The organism is Streptomyces sp. NPDC058663 (assembly GCF_042716745.1).
Classification (GTDB): Bacteria; Actinomycetota; Actinomycetes; order Streptomycetales; family Streptomycetaceae; genus Streptomyces.
Genome location: NZ_JBHXRV010000003.1, coordinates 176718 through 193644, shown reverse-complemented (window position 1 = coordinate 193644; position 16927 = coordinate 176718). Strand labels below are relative to the sequence as shown.

At 71.6% G+C, this 16927-nt stretch carries 14 protein-coding genes, 1 pseudogene and 1 riboswitch; of the genes and pseudogenes, 7 read left to right on the top strand and 8 right to left on the bottom strand.

Translation table 11 applies throughout. The annotated features are described in order from the left end of the window. Nucleotides 1-20 precede the first annotated feature (20 nt). The gene (locus tag ACFWVV_RS03725) at nucleotides 21-1460 is read right to left on the bottom strand and encodes a gamma-aminobutyraldehyde dehydrogenase (protein WP_384344589.1); all 1440 of its coding nucleotides are present in this window, start codon (nucleotides 1458-1460) and stop codon (nucleotides 21-23) included. A gap of 176 nt (nucleotides 1461-1636) precedes the next feature. On the opposite strand from ACFWVV_RS03725, the gene ACFWVV_RS03720 reads away from it, so the two are divergent. The 7 genes from ACFWVV_RS03720 to ACFWVV_RS03690 all read left to right on the top strand — a co-directional run bounded on the left by ACFWVV_RS03720 (nucleotide 1637) and on the right by ACFWVV_RS03690 (nucleotide 8444). Further along, nucleotides 1637-2128: an Lrp/AsnC family transcriptional regulator gene (locus ACFWVV_RS03720; RefSeq protein ID WP_384344586.1), complete on the top strand. Its 492-nt coding sequence runs from the start codon at nucleotides 1637-1639 to the stop codon at nucleotides 2126-2128. Then, complete coding sequence (locus ACFWVV_RS03715; protein WP_384344583.1) at nucleotides 2113-3525, top strand: aspartate aminotransferase family protein; 1413 nt, start codon at nucleotides 2113-2115, stop codon at nucleotides 3523-3525. The genes ACFWVV_RS03720 and ACFWVV_RS03715 overlap by 16 nt, the downstream gene beginning before the upstream one ends. A 283-nt stretch (nucleotides 3526-3808) precedes the next feature. Further along, nucleotides 3809-4552 carry an ABC transporter ATP-binding protein gene (locus ACFWVV_RS03710; protein WP_384344580.1) on the top strand — a complete coding sequence of 248 codons (744 nt, stop codon included), beginning with the start codon at nucleotides 3809-3811 and terminating at the stop codon, nucleotides 4550-4552. Beyond that, nucleotides 4534-5697: a hypothetical protein gene (locus ACFWVV_RS03705; protein ID WP_384344577.1), complete on the top strand. Its 1164-nt coding sequence runs from the start codon at nucleotides 4534-4536 to the stop codon at nucleotides 5695-5697. The genes ACFWVV_RS03710 and ACFWVV_RS03705 overlap by 19 nt, the downstream gene beginning before the upstream one ends. A gap of 139 nt (nucleotides 5698-5836) precedes the next feature. Further along, a complete protein-coding gene (locus tag ACFWVV_RS03700; RefSeq protein ID WP_384344574.1) occupies nucleotides 5837-7003 on the top strand; it encodes an LOG family protein in 1167 nt (388 codons plus the stop codon). Between the two features lie 33 nt (nucleotides 7004-7036). After that, nucleotides 7037-7414, top strand: a complete 378-nt coding sequence (locus ACFWVV_RS03695) for a VOC family protein (RefSeq protein WP_384344571.1) — start codon at nucleotides 7037-7039, stop codon at nucleotides 7412-7414. 103 nt (nucleotides 7415-7517) lie between these two features. Continuing rightward, nucleotides 7518-8444: a hypothetical protein gene (locus tag ACFWVV_RS03690; RefSeq protein ID WP_384344568.1), complete on the top strand. Its 927-nt coding sequence runs from the start codon at nucleotides 7518-7520 to the stop codon at nucleotides 8442-8444. Between the two features lie 135 nt (nucleotides 8445-8579). On the opposite strand, the pseudogene ACFWVV_RS03685 reads toward ACFWVV_RS03690, so the two are convergent. The 7 genes and pseudogenes from ACFWVV_RS03685 to frr all read right to left on the bottom strand — a co-directional run. Beyond that, nucleotides 8580-9254, bottom strand: a pseudogene (locus tag ACFWVV_RS03685) (hypothetical protein); the annotation flags it as partial. A 630-nt stretch (nucleotides 9255-9884) separates the two neighbouring features. Beyond that, the gene (locus tag ACFWVV_RS03680; protein WP_384344565.1) at nucleotides 9885-10919 is read right to left on the bottom strand and encodes an ABC transporter ATP-binding protein; all 1035 of its coding nucleotides are present in this window, start codon (nucleotides 10917-10919) and stop codon (nucleotides 9885-9887) included. A gap of 1 nt (nucleotide 10920) precedes the next feature. Continuing rightward, nucleotides 10921-12540, bottom strand: a complete 1620-nt coding sequence (locus ACFWVV_RS03675) for an ABC transporter permease (RefSeq protein WP_384344666.1) — start codon at nucleotides 12538-12540, stop codon at nucleotides 10921-10923. 107 nt (nucleotides 12541-12647) lie between these two features. Continuing rightward, nucleotides 12648-13742 carry a thiamine ABC transporter substrate binding subunit gene (locus ACFWVV_RS03670; RefSeq protein ID WP_384344562.1) on the bottom strand — a complete coding sequence of 365 codons (1095 nt, stop codon included), beginning with the start codon at nucleotides 13740-13742 and terminating at the stop codon, nucleotides 12648-12650. Between the two features lie 79 nt (nucleotides 13743-13821). Continuing rightward, nucleotides 13822-13927: riboswitch (TPP riboswitch) on the bottom strand. A gap of 39 nt (nucleotides 13928-13966) precedes the next feature. Further along, nucleotides 13967-15073: a 23S rRNA (adenine(2503)-C(2))-methyltransferase RlmN gene (gene rlmN, locus ACFWVV_RS03665; protein WP_384344559.1), complete on the bottom strand. Its 1107-nt coding sequence runs from the start codon at nucleotides 15071-15073 to the stop codon at nucleotides 13967-13969. A gap of 92 nt (nucleotides 15074-15165) precedes the next feature. Continuing rightward, a complete protein-coding gene (locus ACFWVV_RS03660; RefSeq protein WP_384344556.1) occupies nucleotides 15166-16335 on the bottom strand; it encodes a phosphatidate cytidylyltransferase in 1170 nt (389 codons plus the stop codon). Beyond that, complete coding sequence (frr, locus tag ACFWVV_RS03655; RefSeq protein ID WP_384344553.1) at nucleotides 16335-16892, bottom strand: ribosome recycling factor; 558 nt, start codon at nucleotides 16890-16892, stop codon at nucleotides 16335-16337. Before frr ends, ACFWVV_RS03660 begins: the two co-directional genes overlap by 1 nt. Between the last annotated feature and the right edge of the window lie 35 nt (nucleotides 16893-16927).

Genomic DNA, 16927 nt, shown 5'->3' with positions numbered 1-16927 from the left:
GCCCGCCCCGGATCCTCGGCTCAGCCGTCGAGCGAGGTCATGACGTGCTTGATGCGGGTGTAGTCCTCGAAGCCGTAGGCGGAGAGGTCCTTGCCGTAGCCGGACTGCTTGAACCCGCCGTGCGGCATCTCCGCGACCAGCGGGATGTGCGTGTTGATCCACACGCAGCCGAAGTCGAGGTTCTTGGACATGCGCATGGCACGCCCGTGGTCCTTGGTCCACACGGAGGACGCGAGCGCGTACGGGACGTCGTTCGCCCACTGGAGGGCCTGGGCCTCGTCGGTGAAGGACTGGACGGTGATGACCGGTCCGAACACCTCGTTCTGGATGATCTCGTCGTCCTGCTTGAGGCCCGAGACGACGGTCGGCGCATAGAAGTAGCCCTTGTCGCCGACCCGCTGTCCGCCGGCCTCCACCTTGGCGTGCGCGGGCAGCCGCTCGACGAAGCCCGACACCTGCTTGAGCTGGTTGGCGTTGTTCAGCGGGCCGTAGAGCACGTCCTCGTCGTCCGGCAGGCCGGTCTTGGTGTCGGCCGCGGCCTTGGCGAGGGCGGTCACGAACTCGTCGTGGATCGACTCCTGGACGAGCACGCGGGTGGCCGCCGTGCAGTCCTGGCCGGCGTTGAAGAAGCCCGCCACCGAGATGTCCTCGACGGCCTTGGCGATGTCGGTGTCCTCGAAGACCACGACGGGGGCCTTGCCGCCCAGCTCCAGGTGGACCCGCTTGAGGTCCTTGGACGCGGACTCGGCGACCTGCATGCCGGCCCGTACGGAACCGGTGATGGACGCCATGGCGGGCGTCTTGTGCTCGACCATCGCCCGGCCGGTGTCCCGGTCGCCGCAGACGACGTTGAAGACGCCCTTGGGAACGATTTCGCCGATGATCTCGGCCATCAGGACGGTCGACGCGGGGGTCGTGTCCGACGGCTTGAGGACGACGGTGTTGCCCGCGGCGAGCGCCGGGGCGAACTTCCAGACGGCCATCATCATCGGGTAGTTCCACGGGGCGACCTGCGCGCACACGCCCACCGGCTCGCGGCGGACGATCGAGGTCAGACCCTCCATGTACTCGCCCGCGCTGCGGCCCTCCAGGAGACGTGCCGCGCCCGCGAAGAAGCGGATCTGGTCGACCATCGGGGGGACTTCCTCGGTGCGGGTCAGGCCCAGCGGCTTGCCGCAGTTCTCCGATTCGGCGGCGATCAGCTCCTCGGCGCGCTCCTCGAACGCGTCCGCGATTCTGAGCAGGGCCTTCTGCCGCTCAGCCGGGGTCTGGTCGCGCCAGGCGGGGAACGCCTCGGCGGCGGCGGCCATCGCGTCGTCCACGTCCTGCCCGCCGGAGAGCGGCGCGGTCGCGTACGCCTCGCCCGTCACCGGGTTGATGACTTCGGTGGTCCGGCCGTCGGCGGCGTCCCGGAACTCTCCGGCGATGTAGTTGCGCAGACGGCGCAGCTCGGTGGTCACGGCGGCTCTCCCTCTCAGATGTCCGGTAAGTGAGACACCACCCTAGCCAGAGGAGTCACGCATTCGACATACCTCCCTGTCGACAACTTCGGATTCAGTTAAATCTGCACGCTGGAACAACGAAATTCATCGGTTTGCACTTGCGGGACGGGCGAGACCTCATGCACAGTGGCTTCGTGGTCAGTCGTAGCGCAGAACCCAGGCCCGGCAGCGGAAGCTCCCCGGCGATCGACGCCGTCTCCCTGGCGATCATCGAACAGCTCCAGGAGGACGGCCGCCGTCCGTACGCCGCCATCGGCAAGGCGGTCGGCCTCTCCGAGGCCGCCGTGCGCCAGCGCGTACAGAAGCTGCTCGACCAGGGCGTCATGCAGATCGTCGCCGTCACGGATCCACTCACCGTGGGCTTCCGGCGGCAGGCGATGATCGGCATCAACGTGGAGGGCGACCTCGATCCGGTGGCCGATGCGCTCACCGCGATGGACGAGGTGGAGTACGTCGTCGTGACGGCGGGCTCCTTCGACCTGCTCGCGGAGATCGTGTGCGAGGACGACGACCACCTCCTGGAGATGATCAACAAACGCATCCGGACCCTTCCCGGAGTGCGCTCCACCGAGAGCTTCGTCTACCTCAAGCTCAAGAAGCAGACCTACATGTGGGGAACCCGATAGCCGTGAGTGCCACAACCAACGCCAGCAGCAGCCCCGCGGGCAAGGACCTCTCGAAGACCGCGTACGACCACTTGTGGATGCACTTCACCCGCATGTCGTCCTACGAGAACGCCCCCGTGCCGACCATCGTGCGCGGCGAGGGGACGCACATCTTCGACGACAAGGGCAAGCGCTACATCGACGGCCTGTCCGGCCTGTTCGTGGTGAACGCCGGACACGGCCGGCACGAGCTCGCCGAGACCGCGTACAAGCAGGCGCAGGAGCTGGCCTTCTTCCCGATCTGGTCGTACGCCCACCCCAAGGCCGTCGAGCTCGCCGAGCGCCTCGCGCACCACGCTCCCGGCGACCTGAACAAGGTGTTCTTCACCACCGGTGGCGGCGAGGCCGTCGAGACCGCGTGGAAGCTGGCCAAGCAGTACTGGAAGCTGCGCGGCCACCACACCAAGTACAAGGTCATCTCGCGTGCGGTCGCCTACCACGGCACCCCGCAGGGCGCCCTGTCCATCACCGGGCTCCCGGCCCTCAAGGCCCCCTTCGAGCCGCTCGTACCGGGCGCGCACAAGGTCCCGAACACCAACATCTACCGCGCCCCGATCCACGGCGACGACCCGGAGGCCTTCGGCCGCTGGGCCGCCGACCAGATCGAGCAGGAGATCCAGTTCGAGGGCCCGGAGACGGTCGCCGCCGTCTTCCTGGAGCCGGTGCAGAACGCCGGCGGCTGCTTCCCGCCGCCGCCCGGCTACTTCCAGCGCGTCCGCGAGATCTGCGACAAGTACGACGTGCTGCTGGTCTCGGACGAGGTCATCTGCGCCTTCGGCCGCCTGGGCACGATGTTCGCCTGTGACAAGTTCGACTACGTGCCGGACATGATCACCTGCGCCAAGGGCATGACCTCGGGCTACTCCCCGATCGGCGCCTGCATCATCTCGGACAAGCTCGCCGAGCCGTTCTACCAGGGCGACAACACCTTCCTGCACGGCTACACCTTCGGCGGCCACCCGGTCTCCGCGGCGGTCGGCCTCGCCAACCTCGACATCTTCGAGCGCGAGGGCCTCAACCAGCACGTGCTGGACAACGAGGGCGCCTTCTTCGACACCCTGAAGAAGCTGCACGACCTGCCGATCGTCGGCGACGTCCGCGGCAACGGCTTCTTCTACGGCATCGAGCTGGTGAAGGACAAGGCCACCAAGGAGACCTTCACCGACGAGGAGACCGAGCGCGTCCTGTACGGCTTCCTCTCCAAGGCGCTGTACGAGAACGGCCTGTACTGCCGGGCCGACGACCGCGGCGACCCGGTCGTCCAGCTGGCCCCGCCGCTGATCTCCACCCAGGAGACCTTCGACGAGATCGAGAGCATCCTCCGGGCGGTCCTGACGGAGGCCTGGACCAAGCTCTGACGCACGCAGCGATCAGCGCCGACGGCCACCGCCGGCGCTGATCGCCCATTCGGGTCCGTGGATCCGATGATCCGGCCGGTCGGCCCGGATGCGCCCGTTCCGGTGAGAACGGGGGCGTCCGGGCCGTCCGTTTTCCGCGTCCCCGACGCGCCACCGACACCTCCGCGACCCGAATCCCTACGGTGCCCAGTGACCGATCGGCTCTGTCGTTCGTTCCCCCGCAAGGGGGACCGGAAATCTGATCCGCCACTCTCCCGGACAACCGCGAACCGAGGTGCACGCCATGGTGGTCCCGCCGGACAACGCCCCGCCGGACAACGACGTCCTCTGGGCCCGTTCCCTGCACCACTCCCACAGCGGCTCCCCCGCGCTCACCGGCGTCTCGCTCGGCATCCGCGAGGGCGAGATCCTGGCCGTGACCGGTCCGCGCGGCAGCGGCAAGACGACACTGCTGTCCGCGCTCAGCGGCCAGCTCGTCCCCGAGCAGGGCGAGGTGTGGTTCAACAGCATCCCCGTGCACGGCATGAGCTCCCTCGCGCGCGAGCGGCTGCGCAGGGACCGGTTCGCCTGGATCTCGCCCCAGCCGGAGCTCGTCCCCGAGCTCACCGGCTGGGAGAACGCCGCGCTCCCGCTGCTGCTGCGCGGCCACGGCCACCGCGAGGCGAAGAGCACCGCCATGGAGTGGCTGGAGCGCCTCGACATCGGGGCCGTCGCCCGCAAGCGCCCCTCCGCGCTGCTCCAGTCGCAGCGCCAGCGGATCGCGGTCGCCCGCGCCCTGGCGACCACCCCCACCGTGCTGTTCGCCGACGAGCCCACCGCACCGCTGCACCTCACCGACGGCACCCAGGTGCTGCGCACGCTCACCGCGGCCGCCCGCTCGCACGGCATCACCGTCGTCCTGGCCACCCACGACCCCAGGACCGCCGAGCTCGCCGACCGTACGGTGGCGCTCCTCGACGGCCGCCGCGTCGCCTCCGCGCAGGTCCAGGGCGGGGAAGGCCGGGCCGCGTGCTCGCTCTCCGCCTAGCCCGCGGCGCCCACCCCCTGGTACTGCTGCGCCACCTGCTGGTCGCGGCGGCCTCGGCCGGGGTCGGGTTCCTGCTGCTGTGCACCCTCGGTTACGCCCTCGGCCACCCGGCCAGGTCGGGCGCCTCGCTCCTGCGCCTGCTGTGGTGTCTGGCACCGCTCGCGGCGACCGTGCAGCTCGCGGTCGCCGTGGCCCGTACGGACCCCGGCACCCGGCCGCGACCGGGGCTGGCCGCGGTGGGCCTGGGCCCGGCCGGCCCCGCCGTCGTCGCGGCGGCCTCCACCGCCCTGTCCTGCACCCTCGGCAGCATGAGCGCCCTGCTGGTCTTCCTGCATCTGCGCGGCGATCTCACCGGGCTCCCCTTCGACGGTGCGGCCACCGAACTCCTGGCCGCCGACCGCCCGCTGCCGCTCGCCGCGGTCCTCACGCTCCTCGCCCTGGTCCCGCTCGCAGCGGCCACGGCGGGCGCACTGGCGCTGCGGCCCCGTCCTGCCGCGCGGACGGCCGGCCAGGTGCCGTCCGTCACCGCGCCGCCCGCGGGCCTCCCCTGGGGGGTCGCGCTGACCGCCGTCGGGCTCGCGGTGGAGGCGTACGCCGACCGCAGCGGCGGGGCCCACCCGAAACTGCCGCTCCCCGGTCACCCGGACATCGCCCCCGCCTGGGTCCTGGCGGGCTGGCTGCTCACCGCCCTGGGGCTGGCTCTCGCGGGTCCCGGCCTGGTGCACCTGTGCGGGCTCCTGCTGCAGACGGTGCGGCCCGGGGCGGTACGGCTGCTCGCCGGCCGGGTGCTGCAGAGCGAGGCCCGCCGCATCGGCCGCCCGCTCGGTGTCGTGTGCGCGACGGTTTCGGGGGCGTTCGCGGCGGCGGCCATGTACGCGCCGGCCGCCTCGACGACTCCCTCCTTCGGGCCGCTCACCACTCTGGGGGCCGCGCTGGTCCTGACCTGCACGACGGCGACGCTCCTCTCGGTGGCCCTGGAGACGCGGCAGTCCCGTGCCCCGCTCACCCAGGCACTGCTGCGCCACGGTGCTCCCGCCCCGGCGCTGCGCGCGGCAGCCGCCACCCGGGCTCTCGCCCTCCTTGCCCTCTTCGCACCGCTGACCTGGGTCGTCGCCACCCTGGCAGCAGCGCCGCTGGCTCCCTGACCACGGCCTCGCGGCGGGCGTCCGTCCGCGTACCGGGGCGCCGGGCGGTGAGTCGCGCCCCTCGGCGAGGCGGCCCGCGGCCCGCGGCGGCCGCGCACCCGCCCGCCACGGGCCGTCGGCCTCCTCCTACCATGGCCCCGTGCCTCAACACCGCGACCACGACCACGAGATCGAGACCCTGGCCGAGTTCGACCGGGTCACCGCCCAGGGCCCCCTCGCCGGCTACCGGATCCAGTCCGTCGACCTGACGGCCCGTACGCCGGTGCTGCTGTCCACCGGGGCGGCCGAAGCGGTGTTCCTCGGCTGCCCGATGGAGGAGGAGGCAGCCGCCAAGGTCAGAGCGGACGGCGCCCTGGTCTTCCCGCCGGTGCCCGGCCTCCCCTTCGACCCGTACCGGGGCCTCCTCTACAGCCCCGGCCACCTCTTCGAGGGCCTGGCCGACGGCGGCTACGACACGACGCCCGACGCCTGCGGCTACGCCTGGTTCGAGCGCACCAAGGCCGACGGCGACATATTCGCCTCGATGCTGCGCTCGATTCACGACGACGCGATCTCCGACGCCCTCGACGAACACCTGACGGGCGCCCCCGTGGTGGGGGTGATGGGCGGCCACGCGATGGCCCGCGGCACCGACGCCTACGCGGGCGCGGCCCGCCTCGGCCGCAGCCTCGCCCGCTCCGGCCTCACCGTCGCCACCGGCGGCGGCCCCGGCGCGATGGAGGCGGCGAACCTCGGCGCGTACGCCGCCCCGCTCGCGGACCCCGTACTGGACGAGGCCCTCGCCCTGCTCGGCAAGGTCCCGTCGTTCACCCCGTCCGTCACCGCATGGGCAGCTGCCGCCTTCGAGGTGCGTTCGCGCTGGCCGGACGGCGGTGACTCGGTCGGCATCCCGACCTGGTTCTACGGCCACGAGCCGCCCAACGCCTTCGCGTCGCACATCGCCAAGTACTTCGCCAACGCCACCCGCGAGGACGGCCTGCTGGCGCGCTGCACCGCGGGTGTGGTCTTCCTGCCAGGCGCGGCCGGCACGGTCCAGGAGATCTTCGACAACGCGACCCCGAACTACTACGAGTCGCGCGGCGAGCCCACCCCCATGGTGCTGGTGGACCGCGCCCACTGGACCGAACGCCTCCCCGCCTGGCCGCTGCTGCAGTCACTGGCCGAGGGCCGCGCGATGGAGTCCCGTATCGCACTCGTCGACACGGTCGCCGAGGCTCCTGCCGCACTCGCCCGCCTGAGGGATGCCGCCAAAGCCGCGGAATCCGGTGCGACGCCCGTCCCCGGGGCGGCCGCCGAAATACATTAGTCCGGGGCTGCGCCGCACGTCATAGTGGCGCCCATGTCCTCTCTCGTACGCCATGTGACCATCGACTGCGCCGACGCCTACAAGCTCGCGAGCTTCTGGGCGGAGGTACTCGGCTCCGCCGTCTCGGACGACGACGCACCGGGCGACCCCGAGGCCCTGGTGTCCACCGCCGGAGGCCTCGGGGTCCTCTTCGTCCAGGTCCCCGACGCCAAGACGGTCAAGAACCGGGTCCATCTGGACCTCCAGCCGCAGGACCGCACCCGCGACGAGGAGACCGAACGCCTCCTCGCGCTCGGCGCCACCCTGGTCGAGGACCACCGCAAGCCCGACGGCAGGGGCTGGGTCACCCTCGCCGACCCCGAGGGCAACGAATTCTGCGTCGAACGGAGCGGGGCCGAGCGCACCGACTGAGCAATCCCCCGCACAATCCGGCCGTACCCGAGGCAACGCGCACGGCGAATCCCGCGTCTGGCAGTCGGAGAACGACAACAGACATCCGTGAACGGAGCTTTTGGTGCTCATCGGCCTCATCACCGCCATCGCGGCCTCGATCTGCTATGGCACAGGATCCGTCCTGCAAGCCGTCGGATCGCGGAAGTCCGCCCGCCGGGAGGCGGGCAAGGCTTCCAGTGCCGGTGTCACCCAGCACGGAGGACCCAGCCTCTCCTCGACCGCGAAGGCGGCGATGACCTGGGAGTTCATCGTCGGCACCATCCTGGACTTCGTGGGATTCGCACTCGGCGCGCTGGCCGCGCGGCTGCTGCCCCTCTTCCTGTCCCAGACCGTGATCAGCGCCAACCTGGTGATCACGGCGGTGCTCAGCGTCAAGATGCTCGGCATCAAGCTCACCCGCAAGGAGTGGACGTCCATCGCGGTCGTCTGCGGGTCACTGGTCCTGCTGGCGACGGCGGCGGGCCACGAGGGCGGCGGCCAGGCGGAGATGTCCACCCACTGGTGGCTGCTGGGGATCGCCGTACTGCTGATGGCCGGCGGCACGGTGGTGGTGCGCCTGATGGGCGCCGGCGCCGCGATCCTGGCCGGCCTGCTCTCGGGCCTGGGCTTCGGCGCGCTGGGCGTGGGCGTACGCATCCTGAACGGGGTGGACCCCTACGACCTGGGCACACTGCTCGCGGATCCCGCCCTGTACGCCATCCTGGTCGCCGGCATCGGCGGCATGTACCTGCACACGGTGGCCCTCCAGATCGGCTCGGTCAACGGAGCCACCGCCGCGCTGGTCGTCGGCGAGACGGTACTGCCGGGCATGATCGGCGTGGTCTGGCTGGGCGACACCTCGCGGCCCGGATTCGGCCTTGTGGCGATCATCGGCTTCCTGCTGGCCGTGGGAGGTGCGGTGGCGGTCGCCTGGTTCGGAAAGCACGGGGAGGAAGCTGCGCCCGAGGAGGCGGCGGCGCCACGCCCCCTGGCGGAGACGCCCCGGTAGGGAGCTCCCCCGCCACCCGGCCCCGAGCAGGACCAACGGGTAGACGAGGTAACCGAACCTGCTGGCCGGCATCAGGGCCATGGCGAGAGCCAGCCCGCCGGCCAGCCGTACGGCCGCCGCCCGCACCGAGCGCGGCGGCCGTACCACCAGCGACCCCGCGACGAGCAGAGCGCTCACGGCCAGCAGCACGGCGGCGATCTCCGTGCCCCCGGGCACGTACTCCGCGAGCAGCCGCCCGGGCAGCGGGCTCGCCGCCGGGGACTCGACATCGGTCATCCCCAGGGGGAAGGCCACCGCGTTGCGGAAGAAACCCGCCGGATCCGTGAGTGCCACCGGCACCACCAGCACCCCTGCCACCCCGGGCGCGACTCCGGCACACCGCACGGCCGCCCGCCGCCCGCCGTGCTCCCCGGTCGCCGGGCCCACGCCGTGCTCCCCGGTCGCCGGACCCCCGCCGTGCTTCCCGGTCGCCGGGCCGCTGCCGCGCACCGCGAGCAGCGCCACGGCCACCGGCAGCGCGGGCCACGCGGTCCACTTGAGCGCGGCGGCCACCCCGATCACCACCCCGGCCCGGCCCGCCCTGCCCCTCCCCGCGAGCACCAGCCCGAGGCACATCAGGGCGGCCACCGGCAGATCGATCCCGCCCACCACCAGCGGCAGCGCCACCAACGGGCACACCGCGAGCCACCCGGAGGCCCGCCGCCCCAGCGCCGCCAGCAGGGCCGCGAGGAACCCGGCGGCCATCCACCACCGGGCGTCCCCCAGCGGCCCGTCCCCGAACAGTGCGTGCGGCAGCCCGAAGACGGCCATGCCCGGCAGATACGGGTTGAAGTCCGCCACCACGCCGGGATCGGACACGTACGGACTGCCGGTGGCGAGCAGCAGCCGCGCCGACCGCTCCACCACCCGTACCTCCAACTGCCCCTGCCCCAGCAGCACCAGAAGCACCAGGGGCAGGAGTACGGTGCCCAGCACGGCGACCGGCAGGGGCCCCCACCGCCTCCGAAGGGCCGCCGGGCGGGTCGCCGGACGAGTTCCCGTGCTGGTCGCCGAGCGGGCCGCCGGACAAGCTCCCGTGCTGGTCGCCGGGCGGGCCGCGGCCAAGGCGGCCGCCCCGTAGCCGAACGCGGCCGTCAGGCCCCACATCCGGTGCGGGCCGAGCCCCGACACCAGCCCGAAGCCGAGCGAGACGACGGCGCAGGCCGCCCACCCGGTCCAGCCGTACCGTGCACCCGCGCTCAACCCCCGCGCCCACCGGACGTCCTGTCCACCGCGTACCGCAGCTCCCCTGAACATGGGGTCAAGGTGGGCGACGACCCGCCCGCGCGGCATCACACCGCGGTACCCATTCCGGTGTCACCCCGTGGCACGACAGGGACCAGGAACCCGCGTCGGGGAACGGGCGGTCCGGGCCTGCCCCGAGGACACTCCCCACCCCTCTTACTCCGGCAGCAGCACCACTTCGTCCGCCGCGAAGACCACTCCCGTCGCTGCGCCCTCCTCGGGCGCGTCCCGGAGCGCGACCTCGGCCTCCAGCTGCGGCCCGCCGTCCAGCGGCCGCAGCTGTACGGCGACATGGTGACCGCGGAAGGTCCGGGCGAGCACGGTGCAGGGCAGGCCTTCGGCGACCGGCGCCAGCCGCACGCCCGCCGGACGCACCAGCAGCCGGCTCTCCCCCTGGGCCGCTCCGGCCGGAACCGGGATCTTGCCCCAGACCGTGTCGGCGACCTGGCCTGTGACGGTCGCGGTCACCACGTTGTCGAAGCCGAGGAAGCGGGCCACGAACTCCGAGGCGGGCCGCCGCCAGACGTCGAGGGGGCTGCCCGCCTGGGCGATCCGGCCCTCGTGCATCACGACCACCCGGTCGGCGAGCGCGAAGGCCTCGCCCTGGTCGTGGGTGACGGCGAGCACGGTGGTGCCCAGTTGTCCGAAGATGCGGCGCAGTTCCACCACGAGCCGCTCCCGCAGGCCCCGGTCGAGCTGGCCCAGCGGTTCGTCCAGCATCAGGAGCCGGGGGCTCGGGGCCAGTGCGCGGGCGAGCGCGACCCGCTGCTGCTCACCGCCGGACAGGGTGGCCACCGCACGGCGCCGGGCACCGGGCAGCCCGACCAGTTCCAGCAGTTCCTCGGTGCGCCGCGCCTGTTCGGCGCGCCCCTCGCCGCGCATCCGCAGCCCGAAGGCGACATTGCCGCCGACGTCCCGCTGCGGGAAGAGCTGGTGGTCCTGGAACATCAGGCCCACCCCCCGCCGGTGCACCGGCACTCCCGCCTGGTCGGCGCCGTCGAGCAGCACCCGCCCGGCGTCGAGCCGCTGGAGCCCCGCCACCACCCGCAGCAGCGTCGACTTCCCGCTGCCACTGGGTCCGAGCACGCACACGATCCCGTGCGCGGCGACCGCCAGGTCCACCGCGTCGAGCGCCGGGCGCCCCCCGAACCGTACGGTCGCGCCCTCCAGCGAGAGCAGCTGGTCGGTCATCTCAGAACTCCCCGGATACGGATCGGTCGGGCCTCAGGCGCTCCAGCACCAGCAGTGACAGCGCGCACACCACCATCAGAATCGTGCTCAGGGCCATGGCCTGCCCGTAGTTGAGATCGCCGGCCCGCCCCAGCAGCCGGGCCACGGCCACCGGCAGCGTCGGACTGTCGGGCCGGGCGATGAAGACGGTCGCCCCGAACTCGCCGAGCGACACCGCGAAGGCGAATCCCGCCGCGACCAGCACGGCCCGCCGCACCAGCGGCAGGTCCACCTCCCGCCACGCCCGCAGGGGCGACGCACCGAGCACCGCGGCCGCCTCCCGCAGCCGCCCGTCCACCGCGCGCAGCACCGGCAGCATCGTCCGCACCACGAACGGCACGCCCACCAGCGCCTGTGCCAGGGGTACGAGGATCCAGGAGGTCCGCAGGTCCAGCGGCGGCCGGTTGAGCGTGATCAGGAAGCCGAAGCCGACCGTCACCGCGGACACCCCGAGCGGCAGCATCAGCAACGCGTCGAACCCGCGCACCAGCCGTCCCGCCCGCCGGGTGAGCGCGGCGGCGGCCAGGCCGCCGACGACCAGCGCGATGCCGGTCGCGACGACGGCGTACTGGAGCGAGTTGCCGACCGCTTCCAGCGGCGGTACGAGGAAGGCCCCACCGCTTCCGTCCGCGGAACGCAGCGACTGGTAGTACCGGAAGCCGTATCCGCCGGGGCCGTCCAGCGACCGCTCGACGAGCACCCCGAGCGGCAGCAGGATCAGCACCAGCACCGTCAGCAGCACCCCGCCGAGCAGCGCCCACTGCCCGAAACCCCGCGGGCGCCGCGAGGTCTGCGCCGGGTCGATGAGCTTCAGCGCGCTCTCCCGCCGCCGTACGGTCCACGCGTGCACGGCGAGGACCGCGCCGACGGCCGCGAACTGGACCAGCGTCAGCACGGCGGCGGTCGGCAGGTCGAGCAGCTGCGCGGTCTGCCGGTAGACCTCCACCTCCAGGGTGGAGTAGGCGGGCCCGCCCAGGATCTGGACGACGCCGAAGGAGGTGAAGGTGAACAGGAACACCATCAGCGCGGCGGCGGCCACGGCAGGACCCAGCGCCGGCAGCGTCACCCGCCGCCACGCGGTGAAGCGGCCCGCGCCGAGCACCCGGGCGGCCTCCTCCTGCCGGGGGTCGAGCTGGGACCACAGCCCGCCGACGGTGCGTACGACCACCGCGTAGTTGAAGAAGACATGGGCGAGCAGGATGGCCCACACCGTGGTGTCCAGGCGGACACCCCACAGCTCGTCGAGCAGTCCGCCGCGCCCCAGCACGGCCAGGAAGGCGGTGCCCACGACGACCGTGGGCAGCACGAAGGGCACCGTCACCACCGCCCGCAGCAACTGCTTGCCGGGGAAGTCGAGCCGGGCGAAGGCGTACGCGGCGGGCAGCGCCAGCAGCAGCGTGAGCGCGGTCGAGGCGAGCGCCTGCCAGGTGGTGAACCAGAGCACGCCGAGAATGTCCGAATCGCCGAGCACCTCGCCGATCCGCCCGAGCTGCCAGCTGTCACCCACCTTCAGTCCGCGCCCGACGATCGCGACGACCGGCCAGGCGAAGAACAGCGCGAAGAACGCGACGGGCACGGCCATCAGGCCGAGCCGCACCGCGCTCCCGCGCCAGGGGCGGAGCCCGGCGCCCTTGTCGTGGCCACCGGACTGCCGCCTCCGCGAGCTCTCGCCGCTCCGCGGGGCGTCCTTTACTTGGTCACCAGCGAGGACCACGACTTGATCCACTTCTCGCGGTTGTCGGCGATCTTCTTCGGGTCCACCGTCACCGGCTGTCCGGCCTTCGCGCCGAACTTCTCGTACACCTCGGGCAGCTTGGTGCCCTTGACCGCCGGGTTGACGAACATCTTCAGCGGCAGGTCCTGCTGGAACTGCTTGCCGAGGAGGAAGTCGAGCAGCGCCTTGCCGCCCGCCTGGTTCTTCGCCCCCTGAAGCAGCCCCGCGAACTCGACCTGGCGGAAGCAGGTGCCGGTCAGCACGCCGGTGGGCGCCTCGGCGGGACGCGGCTCGGCGTACAGCACCTCGACGGGCGGGCTGGAGGCGTACGAGACGACCAGCGGCCGCTCCGCCTTGGCCTTCTTGCCGCCGGCCGAACCGGAGAACTCCTCGTTGTAGGCCTGCTCCCAGCCGTCGACGACCTTGACGCCGTTGTCCTTCAGCTTCTGCCAGTACCCCTGCCAGCCGTCGTCGCCGTACTTCCCGACGGTCGCCAGGAGGAAGCCGAGGCCGGGCGAGGAGGTCGCCGCGTTCTCGGTGACCAGCAGGTCCTTGTACGCGGGCCTGGTCAGGTCGTCGAGGGTCCGCGGCGGTGCCAGCTTCTTGTCCGCGAAGTACTTCTTGTCGTAGTTCACACAGATGTCGCCGGTGTCGACGGGCGTCACCCGGTGCTCGCCCTTGTCCAGCTGGAGGTCCGCCGGCACGCCGTCGAGACCCTTGGCCTCGTAGGGGGTGAACAGGCCGTGGTCGAGGGCGCGGGAGAGCATGGTGTTGTCGACGCCGAAGAAGACGTCGCCGCGCGGCGAGCCCTTGGTGAGGATCTCCTGGTTGAGCGCGGCCCCGGCGTCGCCGCTCTCCAGCACCTTGACGGTGTAACCGCTCTGCCGGGTGAACTCCTTCAGTACGGAGTCCGAGACGGCGAACGAGTCGTGGCTGACCAGGGTGACGGTCTTGGACTTGGCCCCGTCGCTCTGCTTGCCGGCGTCGGGCTGTGCCCCGCAGGCGGCGAGCGTGCTGACGCCGAGCGCGGCGGCCACCGATATCGCCGCGTACCTCTTGATGGTGCTCACTGGTGAATTCCTCCTGGAAATGACCAGGAAGAGACGCGGCCCTGCCCGCACCGGGAGGATGCGGGCAGGGCGCAACAGCTTGAGTAAACGACCGAACTTCCTACCCAGAATGACCTGGGCAAGGTTCAGAGGGTCTGCAGTGAGGACTGCACTCTCAGCGCTGTGGCGCTCCCCTGTCGGAATATGCGTATGTGCGGCCCAGCGTACAGCCAGGCACGGACCGGTTACCGCTCGGAGGCCGCCAGCTGGCCGCAGGCCCCGTCGATCTCCTGGCCACGCGTGTCGCGCACGGTCACCGGGACCCCGTGGGCGGCGATGGCCTCGACGAACGCCTTCTCGTCCTCGGGCCGCGAGGCGGTCCACTTGGAGCCCGGCGTCGGGTTCAGCGGGATCAGGTTGACGTGCACCCGCTTGTTCTTGAGCAGCCGGCCCAGCCGGTCACCGCGCCACGCCTGGTCGTTGATGTCCCTGATCAGCGCGTACTCGATGGAGATGCGGCGGCCGGACTTCTCGGCGTACTCCCACGCCGCGTCCAGCACCTCGCGGACCTTCCACCGGGTGTTGACCGGCACCAGGGTGTCGCGCAGCTCGTCGTCCGGCGCGTGCAGCGAGACCGCGAGCCGGCACTTGAAGCCCTCGTCGGCGAAGCGCAGCATCGCGGGCACCAGGCCCACGGTGGAGACGGTGATGCCGCGCTGCGACAGGCCCAGGCCGTCCGGCTCCGGGTCGGTCAGCCGGCGGATCGCGCCGACGACGCGCTTGTAGTTGGCGAGCGGCTCGCCCATCCCCATGAAGACGATGTTGGACAGCCGTGCCGGGCCGCCGGGCACCTCACCGTCGCGCAGGGCGCGCATGCCGTCAACGATCTGGTGCACGATCTCCGCGGTCGACAGGTTCCGGTCGAGCCCGGCCTGTCCCGTCGCGCAGAACGGGCAGTTCATTCCGCACCCGGCCTGCGAGGAGATGCACATGGTCACCCGGTCCGGGTAACGCATGAGCACGGACTCCACCAGCGTCCCGTCGTGCATCCTCCACAGCGTCTTACGGGTGGTGTCCTGGTCGGTCGACAGGTGGCGCACGACCGTCATCAGCTCGGGCAGCAGCGCCTCGCGCAGCTTCTCCCGCGAACCGGCCGGGATGTCGGTCCACTCCGCGGGGTCGTGGGCGTACCGCGCGAAGTAGTGCTGCGAAAGCTGCTTGGCGCGGAACGGCTTCTCACCGATCTCGGCCACGGCCTCCTTGCGCTCGGCGGGCGTGAGGTCGGCGAGGTGCCGCGGGGGCTTCTTGGCTCCGCGGGGCGCGACGAAAGTGAGTTCTCCGGGTACAGGCATGGTTCATCCAGTGTCGCAGATGTACGTGAGGGGCCCGCCGTCCTGTGGACGGCGGGCCCCTCACGCGACAACGCAGCAGGTCAAAGCGGCCGTCAGGCGGATCCCACGAAGATCACCATCAGCAGCCAGACCACCGGGGCGGTCGGCAGCAGCGAGTCGAGCCGGTCCATGATGCCGCCGTGTCCGGGGAGCAGCGTGCCCATGTCCTTGATCCCGAGGTCCCGCTTGATCATGGACTCGCCCAGGTCGCCCAGCGTCGCGCTGGCCGCGACCGCGAGGCCGAGCAGCATGCCCTGCCACCAGGTGCCGCCGTCGATCAGCAGCGTCATGCAGAGCACGCCCGCCGCCATCGCGAAGGCGATCGCCCCGAGCAGGCCCTCGCGGGTCTTGCCGGGGCTGATGCGCGGGGCCAGCTTGTGCCTGCCGAAACGCCAGCCGACCGCGTACGCACCGGTGTCGCTGACCACGGTGAGCAGCAGGAACGTCAGCACCCGCTCCGGTCCGTCCCCGGCTTTGAGCATCATCGCGACGAAGGTCGCCAGGAAGGGGACGTAGAAGGCGGCGAAGACCCCCGCGGTGACGTCCTTGAGGTACCCCTCGGGCGGTTCGGTCATCCGCCACACCAGGACCGCGAGCGCGGTGAGGGCCATGGCCACCCAGGCGCCCTCGGGGCCGCGCACGTATCCGGCGACGACCATCGCGGCTCCGCCGACCGCGAGCGGTACCAGCGGGGCCTTGATGCCCTTGCGCTCCTCCAGGCGGGAGGTCAGCTCCCAGAGCCCGACGACCACGGCGACCGCTATGACGCCGATGAACGCGGCCTTCCAGATGTACAGCGATGCCATGATGAGCACGCCGAGACCGAGACCGACCCCTATGGCGGCGCGCAGATCACGGCCCGCCCGCTTCTTCTCGGGTGGCTTGGGAGCCGGGGACGGCGGCGTGGACATGGGCTCCTGCGGCATCTCGTCGCGGAAGCGGGGGCCGCCCTGCGCTGCGAAGCTCTGTGAGCCCGCAGCGGGAACGGCCCCCCGCGTCCGGTCGTCGCGGTCGTCGGCGTCTCTGCCTGCCCCGGGGCGGGCCCCGGGGTACGACTCGGGACCTGACGGGGGACCTGTCTCGGGCACGATGGGCATGGGCCGAGTGTGCTGGGCGTCATGCGTATCGTACGCGGGACCCGCCGGAAGGGGCCCCTGGTCGGGGGCGGTCCCTTCACCGGCATAGCCCGCCCGCGGCTGGGCCCCCCAGGAAGAGTCGTTCATCAGACCTCGAGCAGCTCGGCTTCCTTGTGCTTCAGCAGCTCGTCCACCTGCGCCACGTACTTCGCGGTGGTGTCGTCGAGCTCCTTCTCCGCACGGCGGACCTCGTCCTCGCCGGCCTCCTTGTCCTTGACCAGCTTGTCAAGGGTGTCCTTGGTCTTGCGGCGCACGGCGCGGATGGAGATCCGGGAGTCCTCGGCCTTGTTGCGCGCGACCTTGATGTACTCCTTGCGGCGCTCCTCCGTCAGCTGAGGGAACGTCACCCGGATGATGCGGCCGTCGTTGCTCGGGTTGACGCCGAGGTCGGAGTCGCGGATCGCCTGCTCGATGTTGCGCAGGGCGCTCGCGTCGAAGGGGGTCACCACGGCCATCCGCGGCTCGGGGACCGAGAAGGACGCCAGCTGGTTGATGGGGGTCAGCGCGCCGTAGTAGTCGGCCACGATCTTGTTGAACATCGCCGGGTGCGCACGGCCAGTGCGGATCGCGGCGAAGTCCTCCTTGGCGACCACGACGGCCTTCTCCATTTTCTCCTCGGCCTCGAGGAGGATTTCTTCGATCACCACGTACTCCTGCATGTCTTGAACCGGAACAGCTT